The sequence below is a fragment of the Kribbella sp. NPDC049584 genome (genome assembly GCF_040675555.1).
Taxonomy (GTDB): Bacteria; Actinomycetota; Actinomycetes; order Propionibacteriales; family Kribbellaceae; genus Kribbella.
Genome location: NZ_JBFAPF010000015.1, coordinates 109,317 through 126,373, shown reverse-complemented (window position 1 = coordinate 126,373; position 17,057 = coordinate 109,317). Strand labels below are relative to the sequence as shown.

Annotated in this window: 15 protein-coding genes; 11 read left to right on the top strand and 4 right to left on the bottom strand. The window is 69.2% G+C overall.

What is annotated here, in order from left to right; genetic code table 11:
• Positions 1–52 precede the first annotated feature (52 nt).
• The 3 genes from AB0J62_RS37560 to AB0J62_RS37550 are packed head-to-tail and all read left to right on the top strand — an operon-like array spanning position 53 to position 2,751.
• Positions 53–1,012: an NAD(P)/FAD-dependent oxidoreductase gene (locus tag AB0J62_RS37560; RefSeq protein WP_363881813.1), complete on the top strand. Its 960-nt coding sequence runs from the start codon at positions 53–55 to the stop codon at positions 1,010–1,012.
• 48 nt (positions 1,013–1,060) lie between these two features.
• Positions 1,061–1,504, top strand: a complete 444-nt coding sequence (locus AB0J62_RS37555; protein ID WP_134111576.1) for a sigma factor-like helix-turn-helix DNA-binding protein — start codon at positions 1,061–1,063, stop codon at positions 1,502–1,504.
• A complete protein-coding gene (locus tag AB0J62_RS37550) occupies positions 1,501–2,751 on the top strand; it encodes a hypothetical protein (RefSeq protein ID WP_363881810.1) in 1,251 nt (416 codons plus the stop codon). The genes AB0J62_RS37555 and AB0J62_RS37550 overlap by 4 nt, the downstream gene beginning before the upstream one ends.
• Here the strand turns inward: AB0J62_RS37550 and AB0J62_RS37545 are convergent.
• On the bottom strand, positions 2,680–3,357 hold the full coding sequence (locus AB0J62_RS37545) for a TetR/AcrR family transcriptional regulator (protein ID WP_363881808.1): 678 nt from the start codon (positions 3,355–3,357) through the stop codon (positions 2,680–2,682). The genes AB0J62_RS37550 and AB0J62_RS37545 overlap by 72 nt on opposite strands.
• A gap of 271 nt (positions 3,358–3,628) precedes the next feature.
• On the opposite strand from AB0J62_RS37545, the gene AB0J62_RS37540 reads away from it, so the two are divergent.
• The 4 genes from AB0J62_RS37540 to AB0J62_RS37525 are packed head-to-tail and all read left to right on the top strand — an operon-like array spanning position 3,629 to position 8,626.
• Positions 3,629–4,966, top strand: a complete 1,338-nt coding sequence (locus tag AB0J62_RS37540; RefSeq protein WP_363881806.1) for an ammonium transporter — start codon at positions 3,629–3,631, stop codon at positions 4,964–4,966.
• Entirely contained in the window at positions 4,963–5,301 is a 339-nt protein-coding gene (locus tag AB0J62_RS37535; protein WP_130449218.1) for a P-II family nitrogen regulator, read from the top strand. The genes AB0J62_RS37540 and AB0J62_RS37535 overlap by 4 nt, the downstream gene beginning before the upstream one ends.
• Positions 5,302–7,560 carry a [protein-PII] uridylyltransferase gene (locus AB0J62_RS37530; protein ID WP_363881803.1) on the top strand — a complete coding sequence of 753 codons (2,259 nt, stop codon included), beginning with the start codon at positions 5,302–5,304 and terminating at the stop codon, positions 7,558–7,560. It begins immediately after the preceding gene.
• 10 nt (positions 7,561–7,570) lie between these two features.
• Positions 7,571–8,626 (top strand): DUF2332 domain-containing protein, encoded by a 1,056-nt coding sequence (locus AB0J62_RS37525; RefSeq protein ID WP_363881801.1) that lies wholly within the window; start codon positions 7,571–7,573, stop codon positions 8,624–8,626.
• Here AB0J62_RS37525 and AB0J62_RS37520 read toward each other — a convergent pair.
• From AB0J62_RS37520 to AB0J62_RS37510, 3 genes are all read right to left on the bottom strand, one after another.
• Entirely contained in the window at positions 8,616–9,440 is an 825-nt protein-coding gene (locus AB0J62_RS37520) for an arginase family protein (protein ID WP_363881799.1), read from the bottom strand. The genes AB0J62_RS37525 and AB0J62_RS37520 overlap by 11 nt on opposite strands.
• Positions 9,441–9,584: 144 nt before the next feature.
• On the bottom strand, positions 9,585–10,745 hold the full coding sequence (locus AB0J62_RS37515) for a hypothetical protein (protein WP_363881797.1): 1,161 nt from the start codon (positions 10,743–10,745) through the stop codon (positions 9,585–9,587).
• Positions 10,738–11,184: a hypothetical protein gene (locus tag AB0J62_RS37510; RefSeq protein WP_363881795.1), complete on the bottom strand. Its 447-nt coding sequence runs from the start codon at positions 11,182–11,184 to the stop codon at positions 10,738–10,740. Before AB0J62_RS37510 ends, AB0J62_RS37515 begins: the two co-directional genes overlap by 8 nt.
• A gap of 107 nt (positions 11,185–11,291) precedes the next feature.
• Between AB0J62_RS37510 and ffh the strand changes: the two genes are divergently transcribed.
• From ffh to AB0J62_RS37490, 4 genes are all read left to right on the top strand, one after another.
• Positions 11,292–12,863, top strand: coding sequence for a signal recognition particle protein (ffh, locus tag AB0J62_RS37505; protein WP_363881793.1), 1,572 nt, complete (start codon positions 11,292–11,294; stop codon positions 12,861–12,863).
• A gap of 286 nt (positions 12,864–13,149) precedes the next feature.
• The gene (locus tag AB0J62_RS37500; protein ID WP_363881791.1) at positions 13,150–14,493 is read left to right on the top strand and encodes a lytic murein transglycosylase; all 1,344 of its coding nucleotides are present in this window, start codon (positions 13,150–13,152) and stop codon (positions 14,491–14,493) included.
• A gap of 226 nt (positions 14,494–14,719) precedes the next feature.
• Positions 14,720–15,904 (top strand): lytic transglycosylase domain-containing protein, encoded by a 1,185-nt coding sequence (locus tag AB0J62_RS37495; RefSeq protein WP_363881789.1) that lies wholly within the window; start codon positions 14,720–14,722, stop codon positions 15,902–15,904.
• Positions 15,905–15,929: 25 nt separating this feature from the next.
• Positions 15,930–17,015, top strand: coding sequence for an amidohydrolase family protein (locus AB0J62_RS37490; RefSeq protein WP_363881787.1), 1,086 nt, complete (start codon positions 15,930–15,932; stop codon positions 17,013–17,015).
• Positions 17,016–17,057: the final 42 nt, after the last annotated feature.

Here is a 17,057-nt window from a genome sequence, read left to right as displayed (position 1 = left end):
ATGAAAACCACGACGCATCCTCGGATCACATTCGAGACGAGGAGTGCGGGACATGACGAAGTACGACGTGATCGTGATCGGTGGCGGCGCCGCCGGCCTGAGTGGAGCGCTGGCCCTGGTCCGGTCCCGCCGCTCGGTGCTGGTGGTCGACGACGGTACGCCGCGCAACGCACCCGCGGAGGGCGTGCACAACTTCCTGACCCGCGACGGCACGCCGCCGGGTGAGATCTACGCGCTCGGCCGCGAGGAGGTCAGCGGGTACGGCGGTGAGATCGCCGAGGGCACTGTGACGACCGGGAGGAAGGACGACGACGGCTTCGCGGTCGAGCTGGCCGACGGCACGACGTACCGGGGCCGGCGACTGCTGGTGACGACTGGGCTGATCGACGTACTGCCGGACGTACGTGGACTGGCCGAGCGGTGGGGGAAGGACGTGATCCACTGCCCGTACTGCCACGGCTGGGAGGTGCGGGACCAGGCGATCGGCGTACTGGCGACCAGTCCGATGGCTATGCACCAGGTGCAGCTGTTCCGCCAGTTGAGCGATGACGTGACGCTGTTCCTGCACACTGCGCCTGAGCCGACTGATGAGCAGTGGGAAGAGCTGGCTGCGCGCGGCATCTCCGTAGTACAAGGCAAAGTCGAGGAGCTCGAGGTGTCCGACGACCGGATCACCGGAGTGCGGCTGGAGGGCGGCAAGGTCGTTCCGCGGCAGGCGCTGGCGATCCAGACCACTGTGCGCGCCCGCGCGGGCTTCCTGGCCGATCTGGGGCTGGAGCCGACCCTGATCGAGAACAACGGCATAGAGATCGGTACGGCGATCCAGGTCGACGGCATGGGCGCCACAGAGGTCCCCGGCGTCTTCGCGGCGGGCAACGTCACCAATCCAATGGCTCAGGTGATGCCGTCCGCGGCGGCCGGCCTGATGGCGGGTGCGGGGATCAACTTCGACCTGATCACCGAGGAGACGGCTCGGGCGCGATCGGAAACTGGCTCTGGCCGCGTGGAGTAGTTGAGGAGTTGAATAGGGGAGGAAGCGAGGGGATGGGGCGGAGGCTAGGTGCGCGACACGGTCGACCCGGATTTCGCCTCGTTCGTGGATGCACGACAAGGCAGATGGCTCCGTACGGCGTACCTGGTGTACGGCGACCTCGAACGAGCCGAGAAGACGCTCTTGCGCGCGTTCACACAGCTGTCGATGCAGTGGACCCGGGTGGACGACCCCGATGCGTTCGTGCAGCGGCTGCTGTACCTGCCCGCGCTGAAGCCGTGGAACCGGACGCCGGCGTTCCCGGACGAGGACGACCAGGTGAAGGCCGCACTGGGCGACCTGACTCCTGCGCAGCGCACTGTGTTCGTCCTGCTCCACGTGGAGGAACTCACCGAGTTCGAGGTGGGTGATCTGCTCGGGATGTCCCACACCGCCGTCCACGCGCATGGTCTGACCGCCTTCGGGCGGTTCCGGGCGGCGCTGGGCGCGGGGGACTGGCGCGATGCCCAATGAGGCGTGAGGACGTTCCACCGCTGTTGTTCCAGGCCGCCGACGACCTGCCCGAGCCAGACCTGGCCGACGCGGCCTGGGCAGCCGGCCTGAGGGTACGACGCCGTCGTCGGCGGGCTGTGCTGGTCAGTGTGCTGGTCGTGCTGGTCGCACTGCTCGTCGTCTCGATTACGATCGAGGTGGGCTCGAACGGCAATGCGGACATCACGCCTCCGGAGAGACTGCTCAACACCCCGCGCGACTACGTGGCACCGGCCGGTCAGATCTCCGGAATCGACTTCTGGCTGGCGCCTCCGCCCGGCAGCGAGCGGTTCCTCGACCGGCTCGAGACTCCGCTCGGTGATCGCCTGGAGCTCCCCGGCAAGGTTCATTCGCTGGCCAAGCACAAGCTCGATCGGGTCGCCGCGGTGGTGCTCGCTAAGAACGGCGATGTCTATGAGCCTTTGCTCCTCGGCCGCGACTCGTCGTGGTCCGAGGCAGCAGTGGGGTTGGTTGCGGTCGACGGCCGGCCGCCGTTGAGCTCCGGTGCTGTATCGCCCGACGGCACAGTCGTTGCCTTCCCACAGCCCGGTGAGCTCGTCACCGTCAACGCTTCGACCGCTCAGATCTCGCAGTACCGCTTGCCGGCCGGAGACTTCAGCAGCGTGTCCTGGCTGGACGAGGCGCAGCGCATCCTCGTGAGCGGACCAGGCGTCGCCTATCGCGTGCTGGTCGGGGAGGGCGGCGACGGCGAGCGGCAGATTGCTCGCATCGAGGCCTCGAACGACCCGGAGGCGGTCACTGCGCCGTTCCGGATCGAGACCGGCTCCGTGCAGCGCTATCAGGTCGGCGGCCAGTGGACGGAGGACAGCACGCTCACTCTGCCGGTCCAGTCGTGGGTCGGCCAGACGTTCTCGTCCGACGGCGGAGTGGCCAGGCTGTTCATCGCCAACAAGCTGCCGCAGGTCCGGACGCTGGTCTCGCAACCACAGGGTGTGGCTGCGATCTCCACGTTCCGGGCGGCGCCCAGCCGGTTGCTGATGCTGGGTGAACCGTTCGCGGGCTCCGGTCAGACGCCGAGGGGGGCAGGCGACCCCGCCTACGTGCGTCAGCCCGGCTGTTGCGCGGTACTGGGCTGGTACGACAACGACAACGTCCTGGTCCAGGTCCGAGGCTGGGTCTTGGCCTGGGACCTGAACTCAGGACAGGTCCGTAGGGTCACCGAACTCGCGGTCGGCGAGCTGGCTCTCGGACCCGGTGTGCGGCCATGAGCCGCTCCAGTCGTCGAGGATGGCCCGCAGAGTGACGTCGGCCAGGCGCTCGGCGTCCTCCGGCGGCGGCATCGGACGTCCGGTCAGTGCCCGGACGACGAAGACACCGGCCATCCACTCCACCATCACCACCGGATCCGCGCTGTCGCGAACCCGTTCTCCCCGGGCTCTGGCCCGGTCGAGTGCGGCCTCGGTCAGCTCGATCCGCCGGTCCAGGACGTCCCGGTAGATCTGCGCGGACCGCGGGTCGCGGTTCGCCTCGGCGACTGCGAGGCGGATCAGTGCGAGTCCCCTTTCACTGTTGGCGAAGGCCAGTGCGGTCCGGTAGACCTCGAGCAGGTCGCCGGCGATCGAGCCGGTATCCGCGTCCGGTATTTCCATGTCGAACAGCTCGGCCATGGCGTCGTTGGCGAGCAGCTCCTTGCTGGCCCACCTGCGATAGATCGTCGCCTTGCCGACCCCCGCGGCCTCGGCAACGTCGTCTACCGTCATTCCGTCGAATCCCCGCTCCAGCAGCAGCTGAACGGCGTACCGGCGGATCCTCGGCTCCGCCTCCGGGTCCCGTGGTCTGCCGCGGCGCGGCCTCACCCCGTAGATCGGCTCCATTTCTACGTCCCCAGCTCGGACGGGTGCAGTGGCGCGGCTGCGGGCCCGTGTGGTCCAGGCCAGAGTGCCACAAGTTGGCCTCCGGTGAGTCATGTCACCTCGATGTCACCTGGGAGCCCGCTTTGTCACATGCCTGAAACAAATGGACCGATCGGCTGAAACGGCGCGCCGACACCGTTTGCGATGTGACCGTGGCGCGGGCTCCCCGGCGTTGTGGAGTCCCCTGACTGAGGACGCGGGTCACATCGAGAACGATGGAAGGACGACGCTCATGACGATTGTGCCCGGCGATACCGCCTGGGTCCTGGCAAGCGCCGCCCTGGTGATGCTGATGACACCGGGCCTGGCCTTCTTCTACGGCGGCATGGTGCGCGTGAAGAGCGTGCTGAACATGATGATGATGAGTTTCATCACCATCGCCGTCGTCACGGTGTTGTGGGTGGTCGTCGGCTACTCGCTGACGTTCGCCGGTGACACCGGACATGTGATCGGGGACTTCTCCGAGGTCGGCCTCAAGGGTCTGCTCGCACCGGAGGCGGTGAGCGGGACGACGCCCACGCTCGCTTTCGTCGCCTTCCAGTTGATGTTCGCGATCATCACTCCCGCGCTGATCTCCGGCGCCATCGCCGACCGGGCCACGTTCCGCGGCTGGATCGCGTTCGTGGTCGGCTGGACGCTACTGGTGTACTTCCCGGTCGCGCACTCGGTCTGGTTCCTGGACGACGGCAACGGCGGCTGGATCGGTGACAAGCTCAAAGCGGTGGACTTCGCCGGCGGTACCGCGGTCCACCTGAACGCCGGTGCCGCCGCGCTCGCGCTGGCGATCGTGCTCGGCAAGCGGATCGGCTGGAAGAAGGACCCGATGCGGCCGCACAGCCTGCCGCTGGTCATCCTCGGCGCCGGTCTGCTGTGGTTCGGCTGGTTCGGCTTCAACGCCGGCTCGGCGCTGAGTGCCGGCACCACCGCCGCGGTCACCTTCGTGAACACCCAGGCCGCCACCGCCGCCGCGGTGATCGGCTGGCTGATCGTGGAGCGGATCGTGCACGGCAAGGCCACCACGCTGGGGATGGCATCCGGTGCGGTCGCCGGTCTGGTCGCGATCACCCCGTCCTGTGGCGCGGTCTCGCCGATCGGTGCTCTCATCCTCGGTCTGGCCGCCGGCGCCATCTGCTGCGGCGCGGTGTCGCTGAAGTACAGGCTCGGCTTCGACGACTCCCTCGACGTGGTCGGTGTGCACTTCGTCGGCGGTCTGTTCGGCTCGCTGGCGATCGGCCTGCTGGGTACGGCGGCGGCCCCGTCGGCCGTCGACGGTCTGTTCTACGGCGGCGGAGTGACACAGCTCGGCCGGCAGGCACTGGCCAACGTGGTGGTCGGGCTCTACTCCTTCACCGTGGCGTTCATCCTCGGCAAGGTCATCGACAAGACCATCGGCTTCCGGCTCAAGGAGGAGGACGAGGTCACCGGCGTCGACCAGGTCGAGCACGCGGAGACGGCGTACGACTACCTCGGTTCGTCGGGCCTGCGCGGCGCGCTGTCGTCCCGCCCGGCAGCGGCCGAGACCGAGAATGGCACCACTGAGCCGTCGGAGAAGGAAGGTGTCAAGGCATGAAGCTGGTCACCGCGGTGGTCAAGCCGCACAAGCTGGACGACGTCCGGGCCGCGCTGGAGACGTTCGGCGTCACCGGTATGACGGTCACCGAGGCGAGCGGCTACGGCCGGCAGAAGGGCCACACGGAGGTCTACCGTGGCGCCGAGTACGAGGTGGACCTGGTGCCGAAGGTCCGGCTCGAGGTGGTCGTCGAGGACGGTGACAGCGCCGACGTGGTCGACGTGATCGTCAAGGCGGCGCAGACCGGCAAGATCGGTGATGGCAAGGTGTGGGTCACCCCGGTCGACACGATCGTCCGGGTCCGGACCGGCGAGCTGGACGGAGACGCCCTCTAGATGGTGGACAGAGCAGAGCAGCGGCGCGTCCGTGCCGAGGAGGCCGACGCGCTGCTGTACCTGCTCCTCTCCAAGGCCTGCGACGCCCTCGGTGTGCCTACCGAGGGCGTCGCGCTGGTCGCGGTCGGCGGCTACGGCCGGGAGGAGCTGTCGCCGTACAGCGATCTCGACGTGATGCTCGTGCACGTCGAGGGGTACCCACGGGTGGACGAGCTGGCCGCACAGATCTGGTATCCGCTGTGGGACTCGCGGACCAAGCTGGACCACAGCGTCCGCACACTGGCCGAAGCACGCGAGGCCGCCGCGGCGGACGACCGGGTCGCGCTCGGTCTGCTGGACGCGCGCCATGTGGCCGGAGATTCACATCTGACGCTGCAGCTGCGGTCCGTGCTGATGGCGGACTGGCGTCGTACTGCACACACCCGGCTGCCCGGATTGGCGCAGGCGTGTCGCGATCGCGCGTCCACGGTCGGAGAGCTCGCGCATCTCGCGGAGCCCGACTTGAAGGAGGCGTACGGCGGTTTGCGGGATGCCGTCGTACTGCGTGCGTTGGTGGCGTCCTGGCTGGTCGACGTACCGCATCCGGTGGTGGAGCGGGCGCGGCGCGATCTGCTCGAGGTCCGCGACGTACTGCATGAGGTCGCTGGTCGGGCGACTGACCGGCTGGTGGCTGATCTCGCGGGTGAGGTGGCAGCTGGGCTCGGGCTGTCCGGGCGGGACGAGCTGCTGCGGCATGTGTACGCGACCGGCCGGACGCTCGCCCATGTGTGCGACGTGTCCTGGCGACGGGTCGAGAGCTTGATGACCAAGCCACCGCGTTCCCGGCGCCGTCAACGGACCGGGGGGCCGCTGCTGCTCGCGCTGGACGAGGGAGTGGGCCAGCACGAGGGCGAGGTCGTGCTGATGCCGGACGCGCGACCGGAGCGGGACCCTGTGCTCGGGCTGCGTGCTGCTGCGGTCGCTGCGGATCGTCAACTCGTGCTGTCTCCCGCTGTCTGTGCTCGACTGGCCGCGTCGGCTGCTGACTTGCCGGTGCCGTGGCCGGGGGAGGCGCGACGCCTGCTGTGCGCGCTGCTCGGTGCGGGGAGCGGACTGCTTGAAGTGTGGGAGGCCTTGGACCAGGCCGGGTACATCACACGCATCCTGCCTGAGTGGGACTCGGTGCGGTTCCGGCCGCCGCAGTCGGCGATCCACCGGTTCACCGTCGACAGGCATCTGCTGGAGACGTGCGTCGAGGCGTCGGCGATGGTCCGCGACGTACGACGGCCTGACCTGTTGCTGGTCGCCGCACTGATTCATGACCTGGGCAAGGCGCTCGACGGCGACCACAGCGTCACCGGTGCGGCCATCGCTGCGAAGGTCGCGCGGCGGATCGGGTTCAGCGAAGCGGACTCGGACACCATCGCCCTGCTCGTCCGGCAGCACCTGATGCTCGCCCAGGTCGCGACCCGGCGGGACCTCGAGGACCCGATGACCGTGGACATGGTGGCCGGCATCGTTCGCAGTACCGAGACGCTGGACCTCCTGGAAGCATTGACGTACGCCGATGCGCGGGCGGCCGGTCCGGCTGCGTCGTCACCGTGGCGGATGCGACTGGTAGGCGAGCTCTGCCGCCGGGTGCGTGGTGAGCTGTCCGGTGGTGGCGAGGGCATGTGGACCGAGGCACCGCCCGTTCCGGTGCCGGTGTTGCACCAGGTAGTCGGTGTGGGGCGGCTGGGGCTCACAGTGTCCGACCACCACGGCGATCTGCGGATCAACGTCGCCGTACCAGATCAGGTCGGCACGCTGTCGACTGTGGCCGCCGTACTGGCAGTAGAGCGGCTGGCTGTGCGGTCCGCGGTCATCACGTCTGTTGAAGGACTCGGGATCTCACAGTGGACCGTTGCTGGGTCAGCGCCTGATCCGGTGCGGTTGCGGGACAGGTTGGCTGTCGCGCTGCGGGACTCGAGCGACGTCGTACGCCGATTGGCTGCACGGGACTCGTCTGCTGCACGTGTTGCCAGCAGAGTGGACCTGCTACCGGAGGCGTCCGAGACCGCGACTGTCCTGCAGGTGCGAGCACATGACCGTCCAGGACTGCTGTACGACGTCACTGCAGCCATCGCGGCCACAGGTGCTGACATCCGCTCTGCCCATGTCAGCACGCTCGGTGCCGAGTGTGTCGACGTCTTCTACCTGACCGACCGTCACGGCGCTCCACTCGAACCTGAGGACGCGCGAACGACGGCTAAGTCCGTCCTCGATCGGTTGACGTTCTAGTCTCAGCGCTGTGCATGTCGTAGAGGCTTTACAGCGCCAAGCCGTCGCCTGCGAGGACCTCGGGTCCCCGATGTACGCCGAGCTGCTCCGGCTGCTCGTGGACGACTACGAGGTCGGTGGTGTGTCCGTCGAAGTACTGGAGGGATACGAGGACCGCTCGTTCGGTGAGGCGATCGGCCTGCGGTTGCTGGGCGCCGTACACGGTCTGGTGCTGTCCGGTACGGTGCCTGAGCTCGCGGCCTTCTACCCGAGTGTGGGCGGCGCGTGGGACCCGGTCCTCGGCTGGGAGGCGTTCGAGCAGGTGCTGCGGTCGCGAGTGGGGGAGGTGCGGTCGCTGCTCACCCAGCCGCCACAGACGAACGAGGTGGGTCGGTCAGCCTCCTTGTACGGCGGTCTGCTGCAGCTGGTCGAAGCGGTGCCGTTGCCGGTCCGGTTGTTCGAGATCGGCGCGTCGGCCGGGTTGAACCTCCGAGCGGATCGGTACCGGTACCTCGCGGACGGGACGTCCTACGGGCCGGAGGACAGCCCGGTGGTGTTCTCGTCGGCCTGGTCGGGACAGCTGCCTGCTGCGGATCTGCGGATCGTCGAACGCGTCGGGTGCGACATCGCCCCGGTCAACCCGCTGACGCCCGACGGTGCGTTGAGGCTGACGTCGTACGTCTGGCCGGACCAGACGGAGCGTTTGGAGCGGTTACGGGGTGCCTTGAAGGTCGCGCGGGAGGTGCCGGCCGACGTACGCCCGGAGGACGCCGTCTCGTTCCTGCGCGCACTGGAGCTGTCCGAGGGCCACGTGACGGTCGTGTGGCATTCGATCATGTGGCAGTACCTGCGACGCGTCGACCGGACCGCGCTGGAGGAGCGCCTCGAGGAGCTGGGTGCTCAAGCGACCGAGTCGACACCGCTGGCGCATCTCAGCCTCGAGCCGCACCACGTGATCAGCCACGACCGAGGCGCGGACGGCTGGGAGTACCGAATCGACCTCCAGATCTGGCCCGACGGATCCCGCCGAACCCTCGGCACGGCGGCGCCGCACGGCCAGGAGCTCCGGTGGTCACCTACGGAGTGAGGGCCGCGACCAAGGTGTCGGTCAGCGCGGCCGCGTAGACGCCGTCCGGGTCGAGGTCCGGGTCGAAGATGCCGATGTCGATGCCCACACACTTCGGCGCGGCAAGCAGCGGGCGCAGAAGAGCGCGCAGCTGCTCATGGTCGATCCCGCCCGGATCCGGGCTGTCGACCGCGGGCATGATCTCCGCGTCGAGGATGTCCACGTCCAGGTGCACCCAGAACCCGTCCAGCTCGTCCCGCTCGAGCTGCTCGAGTGTCCCGACCACTGCGGCGTTCACGTCCTCGGCGATCGCCAATGCCGGCCACACCGGAATCGCGGCCTTCACCGCGTCTGCTGCGTACTCGTCGTCCTCGCGGATCCCGAGCAGCACGGCGTCGGTGTCTCGCGTGTACGGCCCCAACCCTTCGAGATCGGTCAGATCGGCCTGTCCGCGTCCGGTGACCAACGCCAGCGCCTCACCACCCGCGGCTCCGACGTACGGCGCGTTGTCGACCGTCCGGAAGTCCGAGTGCCCGTCGAGGTACACCACGCCGAACCGCCCGAGTCGCTTCAACCCCAACGCCGGCCCGAGCAGATTGCTGCACTCGCCGCCCAGCAGCACGACGAACTTCCCCTGCTGCACGAACCCCGCGACCCGGTCCGCCAGCTTCGCCGTGTACGCCGCCATCGCCGGCGCGTTGAACACCCCGTCGCCCGGCTTCCAATCCCCACGGTCGTACCGCGGCGGCGTCACACACCCACCGTCCTCCGCCCCGATCCGCCCCACGATCCCTTGGTCACGCAAGGCCCCGGCCAGCTTGTAACACCCCGGCACAGCCCCCTCCGCCGGCGGCCGCAGCCCCAAGTTAGAAGGCCCATCCACCACAACCCGCACACCAGCTCCTAACCCGTGAATCCCATCCCACCGGTTAGATCCTCGACGCCCCACTCCCACCTGTCAATCAGCACGCTCCCACCTTCACCACCCCGCACCCCGCGGTCCCGACGCACCCCGCGGCGCGGAACCACCCCGCGACCCCGACGTACTCCGCCCCGCCGCCCCCGCCGCCCGAGCAGCCGCCGCCCGCGACCCATCCCCAAGCGCCGACCCCCGCCCCGCCGCCCCCGCCGCCGGCGCCACCCCACTCAAGAACCGCCCCGCCGCCACCTCCGCAGTCTCCTTCTCAGCCGCCCGCGCCGCCTGCTCAGCCGCACGGTCAGCCGGTCGCGCCGCGCCCTCAGCCGCCTGCTCAGCTGGTCGCGCCGTGCCTTCCCGCTGCAGCTCGGCGGGCTCCTGGCGCGCTGCATCAGCCAGCGCCTCGCGACCTACCTGCTGTTGCGGCACGTCGCCGCTCTGCGCACCCCGCGCCGGGTGCGGACCGCGACGCCGCATCTCGTCAACCTTCGCGTTGAGCCCCCGCCTGATCTCCTCAGCGACATGCTGCCCAGCCTCAGGCGACCGCCCCGCCAACGACTCCCACTGGGCATGCAACATCGTCTCGATCAACTCACGCCGCACCGCCTGCCGATCCGCCCCCTCAGCCGGCGCGATCTCCTCCAGCCGATTCCGTACGACAGCCTCCGCCACCTGATCGAAATGCATCACCGCCGGCCCCTGACTGAGCCGATCAATCAACTCCCGCCGGTCAACACTCACCCCCGACGCCTGCTGGATCAGACCATTCGCCGCCGCATACGCACCGCTGCGTTGCTGACCACCGAGGGACAGGCCTTCGTAGCCCGCCAACTCCGTGAAGGCCTCGAAGTCGTCGGCAGCACGAACCGCCGCCACGCCGTCGTCGAGGCCTCGTGACTGAGTCGTCCGGACTGCATTCGCCTCGCCTGGGGAGTCCTGCTTCATCCCCGCCTGCGTGGCTCGGGTCAGAACCGCGTCCAGTGCACGCGCCTGGCGCCGAGGGTTGGCTGTCGGATGCCTCGTCAGCCCTTCCCGCAGCAGCAGCTCATGAATCCCGATCGCACCGGTGTCCTGGTCGAAGCCGCCACGTCCGCTCGTTGCGTACAGCTGGCGATTCCATCGGTCGGCGGCTGGCGGCCGGAGCTGCTGGGCCAAGTCGTACAACCGGGTGAACTCGCGGTACGTCGGCGAGTTCTCGGGAACGCGCTGGGCGGACTCAGGCATCGGAGGCCGGGAACGGGGTGTCGGTCAGCGGGAACGGTGGGTCGCGGATCCAGCTCTCCATGGACTCGAGATCCTCGGTCATCGCCCGGATGTCGTCCGCTTCGTCCTCCGACGCACGGTCGGCGATCTCCCAGATCCGTCGTCGTGCGTCCGCGAGCATCGCGATCTTCTCGTCGGTGGTTCCCTTCGGTGGGTACGCAGCCGCGTGAATGCGGTCCGCCTCGTAGTACAACTCACTCCACTCACGAGGCGGAGGGGGCGGCTCCGCCAGGCGTGCGATGAGCCGGGCGGTCCAAGCGCGGTGGTCTTCCGAGGTGTCGGCCGGGACGAGCGCACGCAGCTTCTCCTGCTCGGCCGAGACGTCCACAGGTTGCCCGCCGCGGACCCGATCGCGGGCTCTGCCGAAGGCGTTGTTGAAGGCTGGGATGTCGAGGGGCATGCCGTTTACGGTAGCGAGAAAGAGTGCTTTGCCGCCGGAGTTATCCACAGGTTGCCGGGCCGGTAGACTCGGGGAGTTCATCGCTTCGACGAAACGGACTGTTTCTCGTGTTCGACACGCTTTCCGATCGGCTCTCCACCGCGTTCAAGAATCTGCGGGGCAAGGGCAAGCTGACCGACGCCGATATCGACGCGACCACCCGGGAGATCCGGATCGCGTTGCTGGAGGCGGATGTCGCGCTGCCGGTGGTGCGGGAGTTCATCGCGGCGGTGCGGGAACGCGCCGGCGGGGCCGAGGTGCGCGGCGGGCTGAACCCGGCGCAGCAGGTGATCAAGATCGTCAACGAGGAACTGGTGAAGATCCTCGGCGGCGAGACCCGCGAGCTGCGGATGGCGAAGCGGCCGCCGACGGTGATCATGCTGGCCGGTCTGCAGGGTGCCGGTAAGACCACCCTGGCCGGCAAGCTCGCCAAGTGGCTGCGGGAGACGCAGCACCAGACGCCGATGCTGGTCGCCGCCGACCTCCAGCGTCCGAACGCGGTGACCCAGCTGCAGGTGGTCGGTGAGCGCGCCGGCGTGCCGGTGTACGCGCCCGAGCCCGGCAACGGCGTCGGCGACCCGGTGGACGTCGCGCGCAAGGCGATGGACGAGGCGCGGTCCAAGCAGTACAGCGTCGTCATCGTCGACACCGCCGGCCGGTTGGGTGTCGACGAGGAGCTGATGAAGCAGGCCGCGGACATCCGCGACGCCGTCAGCCCGGACGAGATCCTGTTCGTCGTCGACGCGATGATCGGCCAGGACGCGGTCACCACCGCGCAGGCCTTCCTCGACGGCGTCGGCTTCGACGGCGTCGTGCTGTCCAAGCTCGACGGTGACGCCCGTGGTGGCGCCGCGCTGTCGATCGCGCAGGTCACCGGCCGGCAGGTGATGTTCGCCAGCAACGGCGAGAAGCTCGAGGACTTCGACGTCTTCCACCCCGACCGGATGGCGTCGCGCATCCTCGGCATGGGCGACGTGATGAGCCTGATCGAGCAGGCCGAGCGCACGTTCGACGCCGAGCAGGCGGCCAAGACCGCGGCCAAGCTGCAGAAGAAGGGTGGGAAGGACTTCACCCTGGACGACTTCCTCGCCCAGATGCAGTCGGTGCGCAAGATGGGCCCGCTGACCAAGATCTTCGGCATGCTGCCCGGTGCGAACCAGTTCAAGGACCAGCTGGAGAACTTCGACGAGCGCGAGATCGACCGCATCGAGGCGGTCATCCACTCGATGACGCCGGCCGAGCGGAACGATCCGAACATCATCAACGGCTCCCGCCGGGCCCGGATCGCGAAGGGTTCCGGCACCGAGGTCGCCACCGTCAGCGGCCTGGTCGAGCGGTTCTTCGAGGCCCGCAAGATGATGGCCGCGATGGCGTCCGGCAAGGGCATCCCGGGGATGCCGGGCATGCCAGGTATGCCGGGCGCGGGCGCGGGCGCGGGCGGCGCGCGGAAGGCCAAGCAGCAGGCGAAGAAGGGCAAGAAGCGCGGCTCCGGCAACCCCGCCAAGCGGGCGAACCAGGGCAGCCCGCAGCCGCAGGCGCCGCAGCCGGGCCAGCTCCCGGCGGCGTTCGGCGGCGGCCAGGACGGTGGCGACTTCGAGTTGCCCGACGACCTCAAGAAGATGCTCGGCGGCGGCAAGTAGCTCACCTGTACGCCTATGCCCGATCGGGCGAACTTCCCGAGCGGCCCGGCGTACGGCGACATCTGTCAGAACTGTCATCCGGTCGGCTGGTCCGGCCGGGCCTTCGTCGGCGTACGGTGAAGTCGGGGGATGAACTCTCGGTGACGTCCGACTGAAAGCCTGTTGGGTGCCCGGTTACTGCACGAAGTGGCGCACCGTTACCGGTTGTCCACGACCCTGTGACGGCTAAGATCGTGCCTACGCCCGAGAGAGACACCACCTGCGGAATGCGTCGAGGACGGTTCGGATGAGGCAGCAGTTCAAGAACCTGGACACGTGGCGGGGCAAGTTGTCCGCCGCATGTACCTGCTTGGCGCCGCCTACTGCCATGGTCGCCGTGTTCGTCGTCGGCGGCGTCACCTCGAACACGTTCATCGTCGACGCCCATGCGCTGGCCGCTCCGCGCCAGGACGCGGTCTTCGACGACCTGGCCGCCAACGTGCCGAACCAGCCCGGGGTCGACGGCAGCCTGCCGACGCAGGAGAAGTCCACGATCGGGGTCCCGGTCACCGGGACGACGAACGGCACCGTGCAGCCGATCCCCGGTGCGATCGGTGACACCTCGGGCATCCCGGGCACTGTGCTCGCGGCGTACCAGAAGGCTGCCAACGACCTGGCGCTCTCGATGCCCGGCTGCCACCTCACCTGGCCGTTGCTCGCCGGCATCGGCAAGGTCGAGTCCGCCCACGCCAGCGGCGGCAAGGTCGACGCGAACGGCAACACCCGCGGCAAGATCCTCGGCCCGGTCCTCGACGGCAGCCCCGGCATGGCGGCGATCGCCGACACCGACCAGGGCGTGTACGACGGGAACACGACCTGGGACCGCGCCGTCGGGCCGATGCAGTTCATCCCGGGCACGTGGCGGGCGTTCGGCGCGGACGGCAACGGCGACGGGATCAAGGACCCGCACAACGTCTTCGACGCGGCCCGCGCGACAGGGGATTACCTCTGTTCCGGCGGCGCGAACCTGGCCGACCCGGAGGGTCTGGTCCAGGCGGTGCTCCGCTACAACCACTCGATGGACTACGTCTCGACCGTGCTCCGGTGGATGCAGTCGTACAGCAAGGACACCGTGAGCGTGCCGGACAAGCCGGGCACGATCGACATCCCGGGCGACGGCGGCAACAACGGCGACGACGACAGCAACGGCCGGACGGCGACCACGCCGCCGCCCACCACACCGACGACAGTGCCGACGACCGCTCCGACCACGGCGCCGACGACCACCAGCCCGACGGTCGCCCCGACCACGTCACGGCCGACCAGCAGCCGGCCCAGCTCGCCGAAGCCGAGCATCCCGAGGCCGACCAACGGCCCGGGTACGACGACGACGCCCACCAAGCCGCCGTCCACCCCGCCGACCACGCCCCCGTCGACACCGCCGACGACGCCCCCGACCACCCCGCCGAGCACGCCGAACGACCCCACCTGCACGCCGACTCCGACGCCCTCGGACACGCCGACCCCGTCGCCGAGCGACCCGACGGTCACGCAGACTCCCACCCCGACGCCGAGTCCGTGCAGCTCGACCGGTGCGGAGTCCGACCCGTCGAAGACGGCGGCGAGCGACGCCCCCAAGCCGGGCAACTGAGCCCGGCTGTAGGCTCACTACCCGGACATCCGCAGGTAGCCGCGATCGTTACCTCGGTGCCGGTTTTCCGAGGGGTTTCTGTGGCCCGTAACTTTGCGTCGTCTTGATGTAACTTTGTGGCGCATGGTTCGTTGAAGGGGCTATGCGCCTAACCCGTAGTGGTAACCGTCGGGTCAAAATAATCATCGCTTCACTGTGCACGGCCCCGCTCCTGGTCGGGGCCATCGTGACAGTTGCTTCGGGCGGGGCCGGTGCCACCGGCCAGCTCGCTGGTACGAACCCGGTCGCCCCATCGCCTGGAGCCGGGCTGAACAGCGGTGAGTTCGACGAACTGACGATGATCGTCCCGCAGCGTCCGGGAGTGGACGGCCGGCTCGGATCCGACCAGCCCGCCCGCGCCGACGTTCCCGTGCAAGGGGCCACCGACGGCCGATCGGTCGTCCGTCCCGGCCCGCCGGGAGCAGTGAACGGCATTCCGCGCGGGGTGTTCCCCGCCTACCGCCGCGCCACCGCCAACCTCGCTGTCGTCCGGCCGAACTGCGGCCTCACTTGGCCGCTGCTCGCCGGCGTCGGCAAGGTCGAGTCCGACCATGCCAGCGGCGGCCGCGTCGACGTGGCCGGCACCACCCGCGGCCGGATCCTCGGCCCGGTCCTCAACGGCCGGCACGGCAACGGCCGGATCAGCGACTCCGACAAGGGCAAGTTCGACGGCGACACGACGTACGACCGCGCCGTCGGACCGATGCAGATCATCCCGCAGGTGTGGGACGAGTTCGGGGCCGACGGCAACGGCGACGGCTTCCGCAACCCCAACAACGTGTACGACGCGGTCACCACCGTCGCCGTGGTGCTCTGCGCCGAGGGTGACGACCTGAGGCAGCCGCGGGACCTGGTCGAGGCCCTGCTGCGCTACCAGCACTCCAAGGACTTCGTCGCCACCGTGCTGAAGTGGATGCGGGTCTACAGCAAGAACGCGGTCCTGATCCCGAACGCGACCGGCAACATCGCCGCCGCGAAGTGGACCGGGAACGCCGACCGCAAGGTCGACCCGCGACAGGTCCCCGACGTCCCGGACGACACCAAGACGACCGCGACGACGACCCCGACGGCAACCGTTCCGCCGCCGGTGCTGCCGTCCACGCCGCCGTCGACGGTGTGGGACAAGCCGACGGTACCGAAGCCGATCGACACCCCGACCGGGACGCCGACGCACCGGCCGACGTCGACGCCGACCAAGACCCCCACCAAGACACCGACGAAGACTCCGACCAAGACGCCCACGGACACTCCGACGCCGACACCGACGCCGACGGACACCCCGACCCCGACGGACACCCCGACCGGGACGCCGTGCGCCGGCAACGAGCCCACCACCCCGACCTGTACGCCGGGCGGCGGCTCGCACGGCTAGGAGGTCCCCGGATACGGTCGGACCTATGACCGTACTCAAGCTCGTCGGCACGGTGCTGCCGGCCGGTGAGCAGCAGGAGCTCCATCTCAGCGGTGGGCTGGTCGTCGACCGGCCCACCGCTGCTGATGTGACCACCGTGCACACCGGCGGCTGGATCGTGCCCGGCCTGGTCGACGCACACTGCCACATCGGCCTCGACCAGCACGGCGCCGTCGATACCGACGTCCAGGAGCAGCAGGCGATCGTGGACCGCGACGCCGGCGCGCTGCTGGTCCGCGACGCCGGCTCGGCCGCCGACACCCGCTGGATCGACGACCGCGAGGACCTGCCGAAGATCATCCGCGCCGGCCGCCACATCGCCCGGTCCAAGCGCTACATCCGCAACTACGGCTGGGAGATCGAGCCGGAGGAACTGGTCACGTATGTCGAGCAGGAGGCCCTCCGCGGTGACGGCTGGGTCAAGCTGGTCGGCGACTGGATCGACCGCGAGGCCGGCGACCTGACCCCGTGCTGGCCGGCCGATGCGCTGACGGCGGCGATCGCCCGCGCGCACGAGCTAGGCGCCCGCGTCACGGCTCACGTCTTCGGCGAACACGCCCTGCCCGATCTGCTTGCCGCCGGCATCGACTGCATCGAGCACGGCACCGGCCTCGAGCCGGACATGCTCGCCCACATGGCCGACCACGGAGTCGCGGTCGTCCCGACACTGATCCAGCTCGAGAACTTCCCGGAGTACGCCGAGCAGGCCGCCGCGAAGTTCCCGGTCTACTCGGCGCACATGCGCGACCTGTACGAGCGTCGTCTGCACCGGTTGCGGGACGCGTTCGAGGCCGGCGTACCGGTCTACGCGGGGACCGACGCGGGCGGGGTCCTCGGGCACGGTCTCGTCGCTCAGGAGATCCAGGCGCTGACCCAGATCGGCATGTCAGGGGAGCAGGCCCTGGCTGCCGGATCGTGGGCTGCCCGCGCGTGGCTTGGTGCGCCTAGCGAGCTCCGCCCCGGCGACCCGGCCGATCTGGTCGTGTACGACGAGGACCCGCGCGCAAACCCCGCCGTACTCAGCCACCCACGATTGATCGCATTGCGTGGTCAGGTGTTGTTCCGTCGGTGACGGGAAATAATTCACTCGAACACTGGATCGAGCGGAAGATCT

What these genes read in the sequence shown, in the direction of transcription:
- AB0J62_RS37550 (WP_363881810.1), top strand. Translation starts at nt 1,501, where the DNA reads ATGAGGCGTGAGGACGTTCCACCGCTGTTGTTCCAGGCCGCCGACGAC.
- AB0J62_RS37535 (WP_130449218.1), top strand. Translation starts at nt 4,963, where the DNA reads ATGAAGCTGGTCACCGCGGTGGTCAAGCCGCACAAGCTGGACGACGTC.
- AB0J62_RS37540 (WP_363881806.1), top strand. Translation starts at nt 3,629, where the DNA reads ATGACGATTGTGCCCGGCGATACCGCCTGGGTCCTGGCAAGCGCCGCC.
- AB0J62_RS37490 (WP_363881787.1), top strand. Translation starts at nt 15,930, where the DNA reads ATGACCGTACTCAAGCTCGTCGGCACGGTGCTGCCGGCCGGTGAGCAG.
- AB0J62_RS37530 (WP_363881803.1), top strand. Translation starts at nt 5,302, where the DNA reads ATGGTGGACAGAGCAGAGCAGCGGCGCGTCCGTGCCGAGGAGGCCGAC.
- AB0J62_RS37560 (WP_363881813.1), top strand. Translation starts at nt 53, where the DNA reads ATGACGAAGTACGACGTGATCGTGATCGGTGGCGGCGCCGCCGGCCTG.
- AB0J62_RS37510 (WP_363881795.1), bottom strand. Translation starts at nt 11,184, where the DNA reads ATGCCCCTCGACATCCCAGCCTTCAACAACGCCTTCGGCAGAGCCCGC.
- AB0J62_RS37545 (WP_363881808.1), bottom strand. Translation starts at nt 3,357, where the DNA reads ATGGAGCCGATCTACGGGGTGAGGCCGCGCCGCGGCAGACCACGGGAC.
- AB0J62_RS37515 (WP_363881797.1), bottom strand. Translation starts at nt 10,745, where the DNA reads ATGCCTGAGTCCGCCCAGCGCGTTCCCGAGAACTCGCCGACGTACCGC.
- AB0J62_RS37500 (WP_363881791.1), top strand. Translation starts at nt 13,150, where the DNA reads ATGAGGCAGCAGTTCAAGAACCTGGACACGTGGCGGGGCAAGTTGTCC.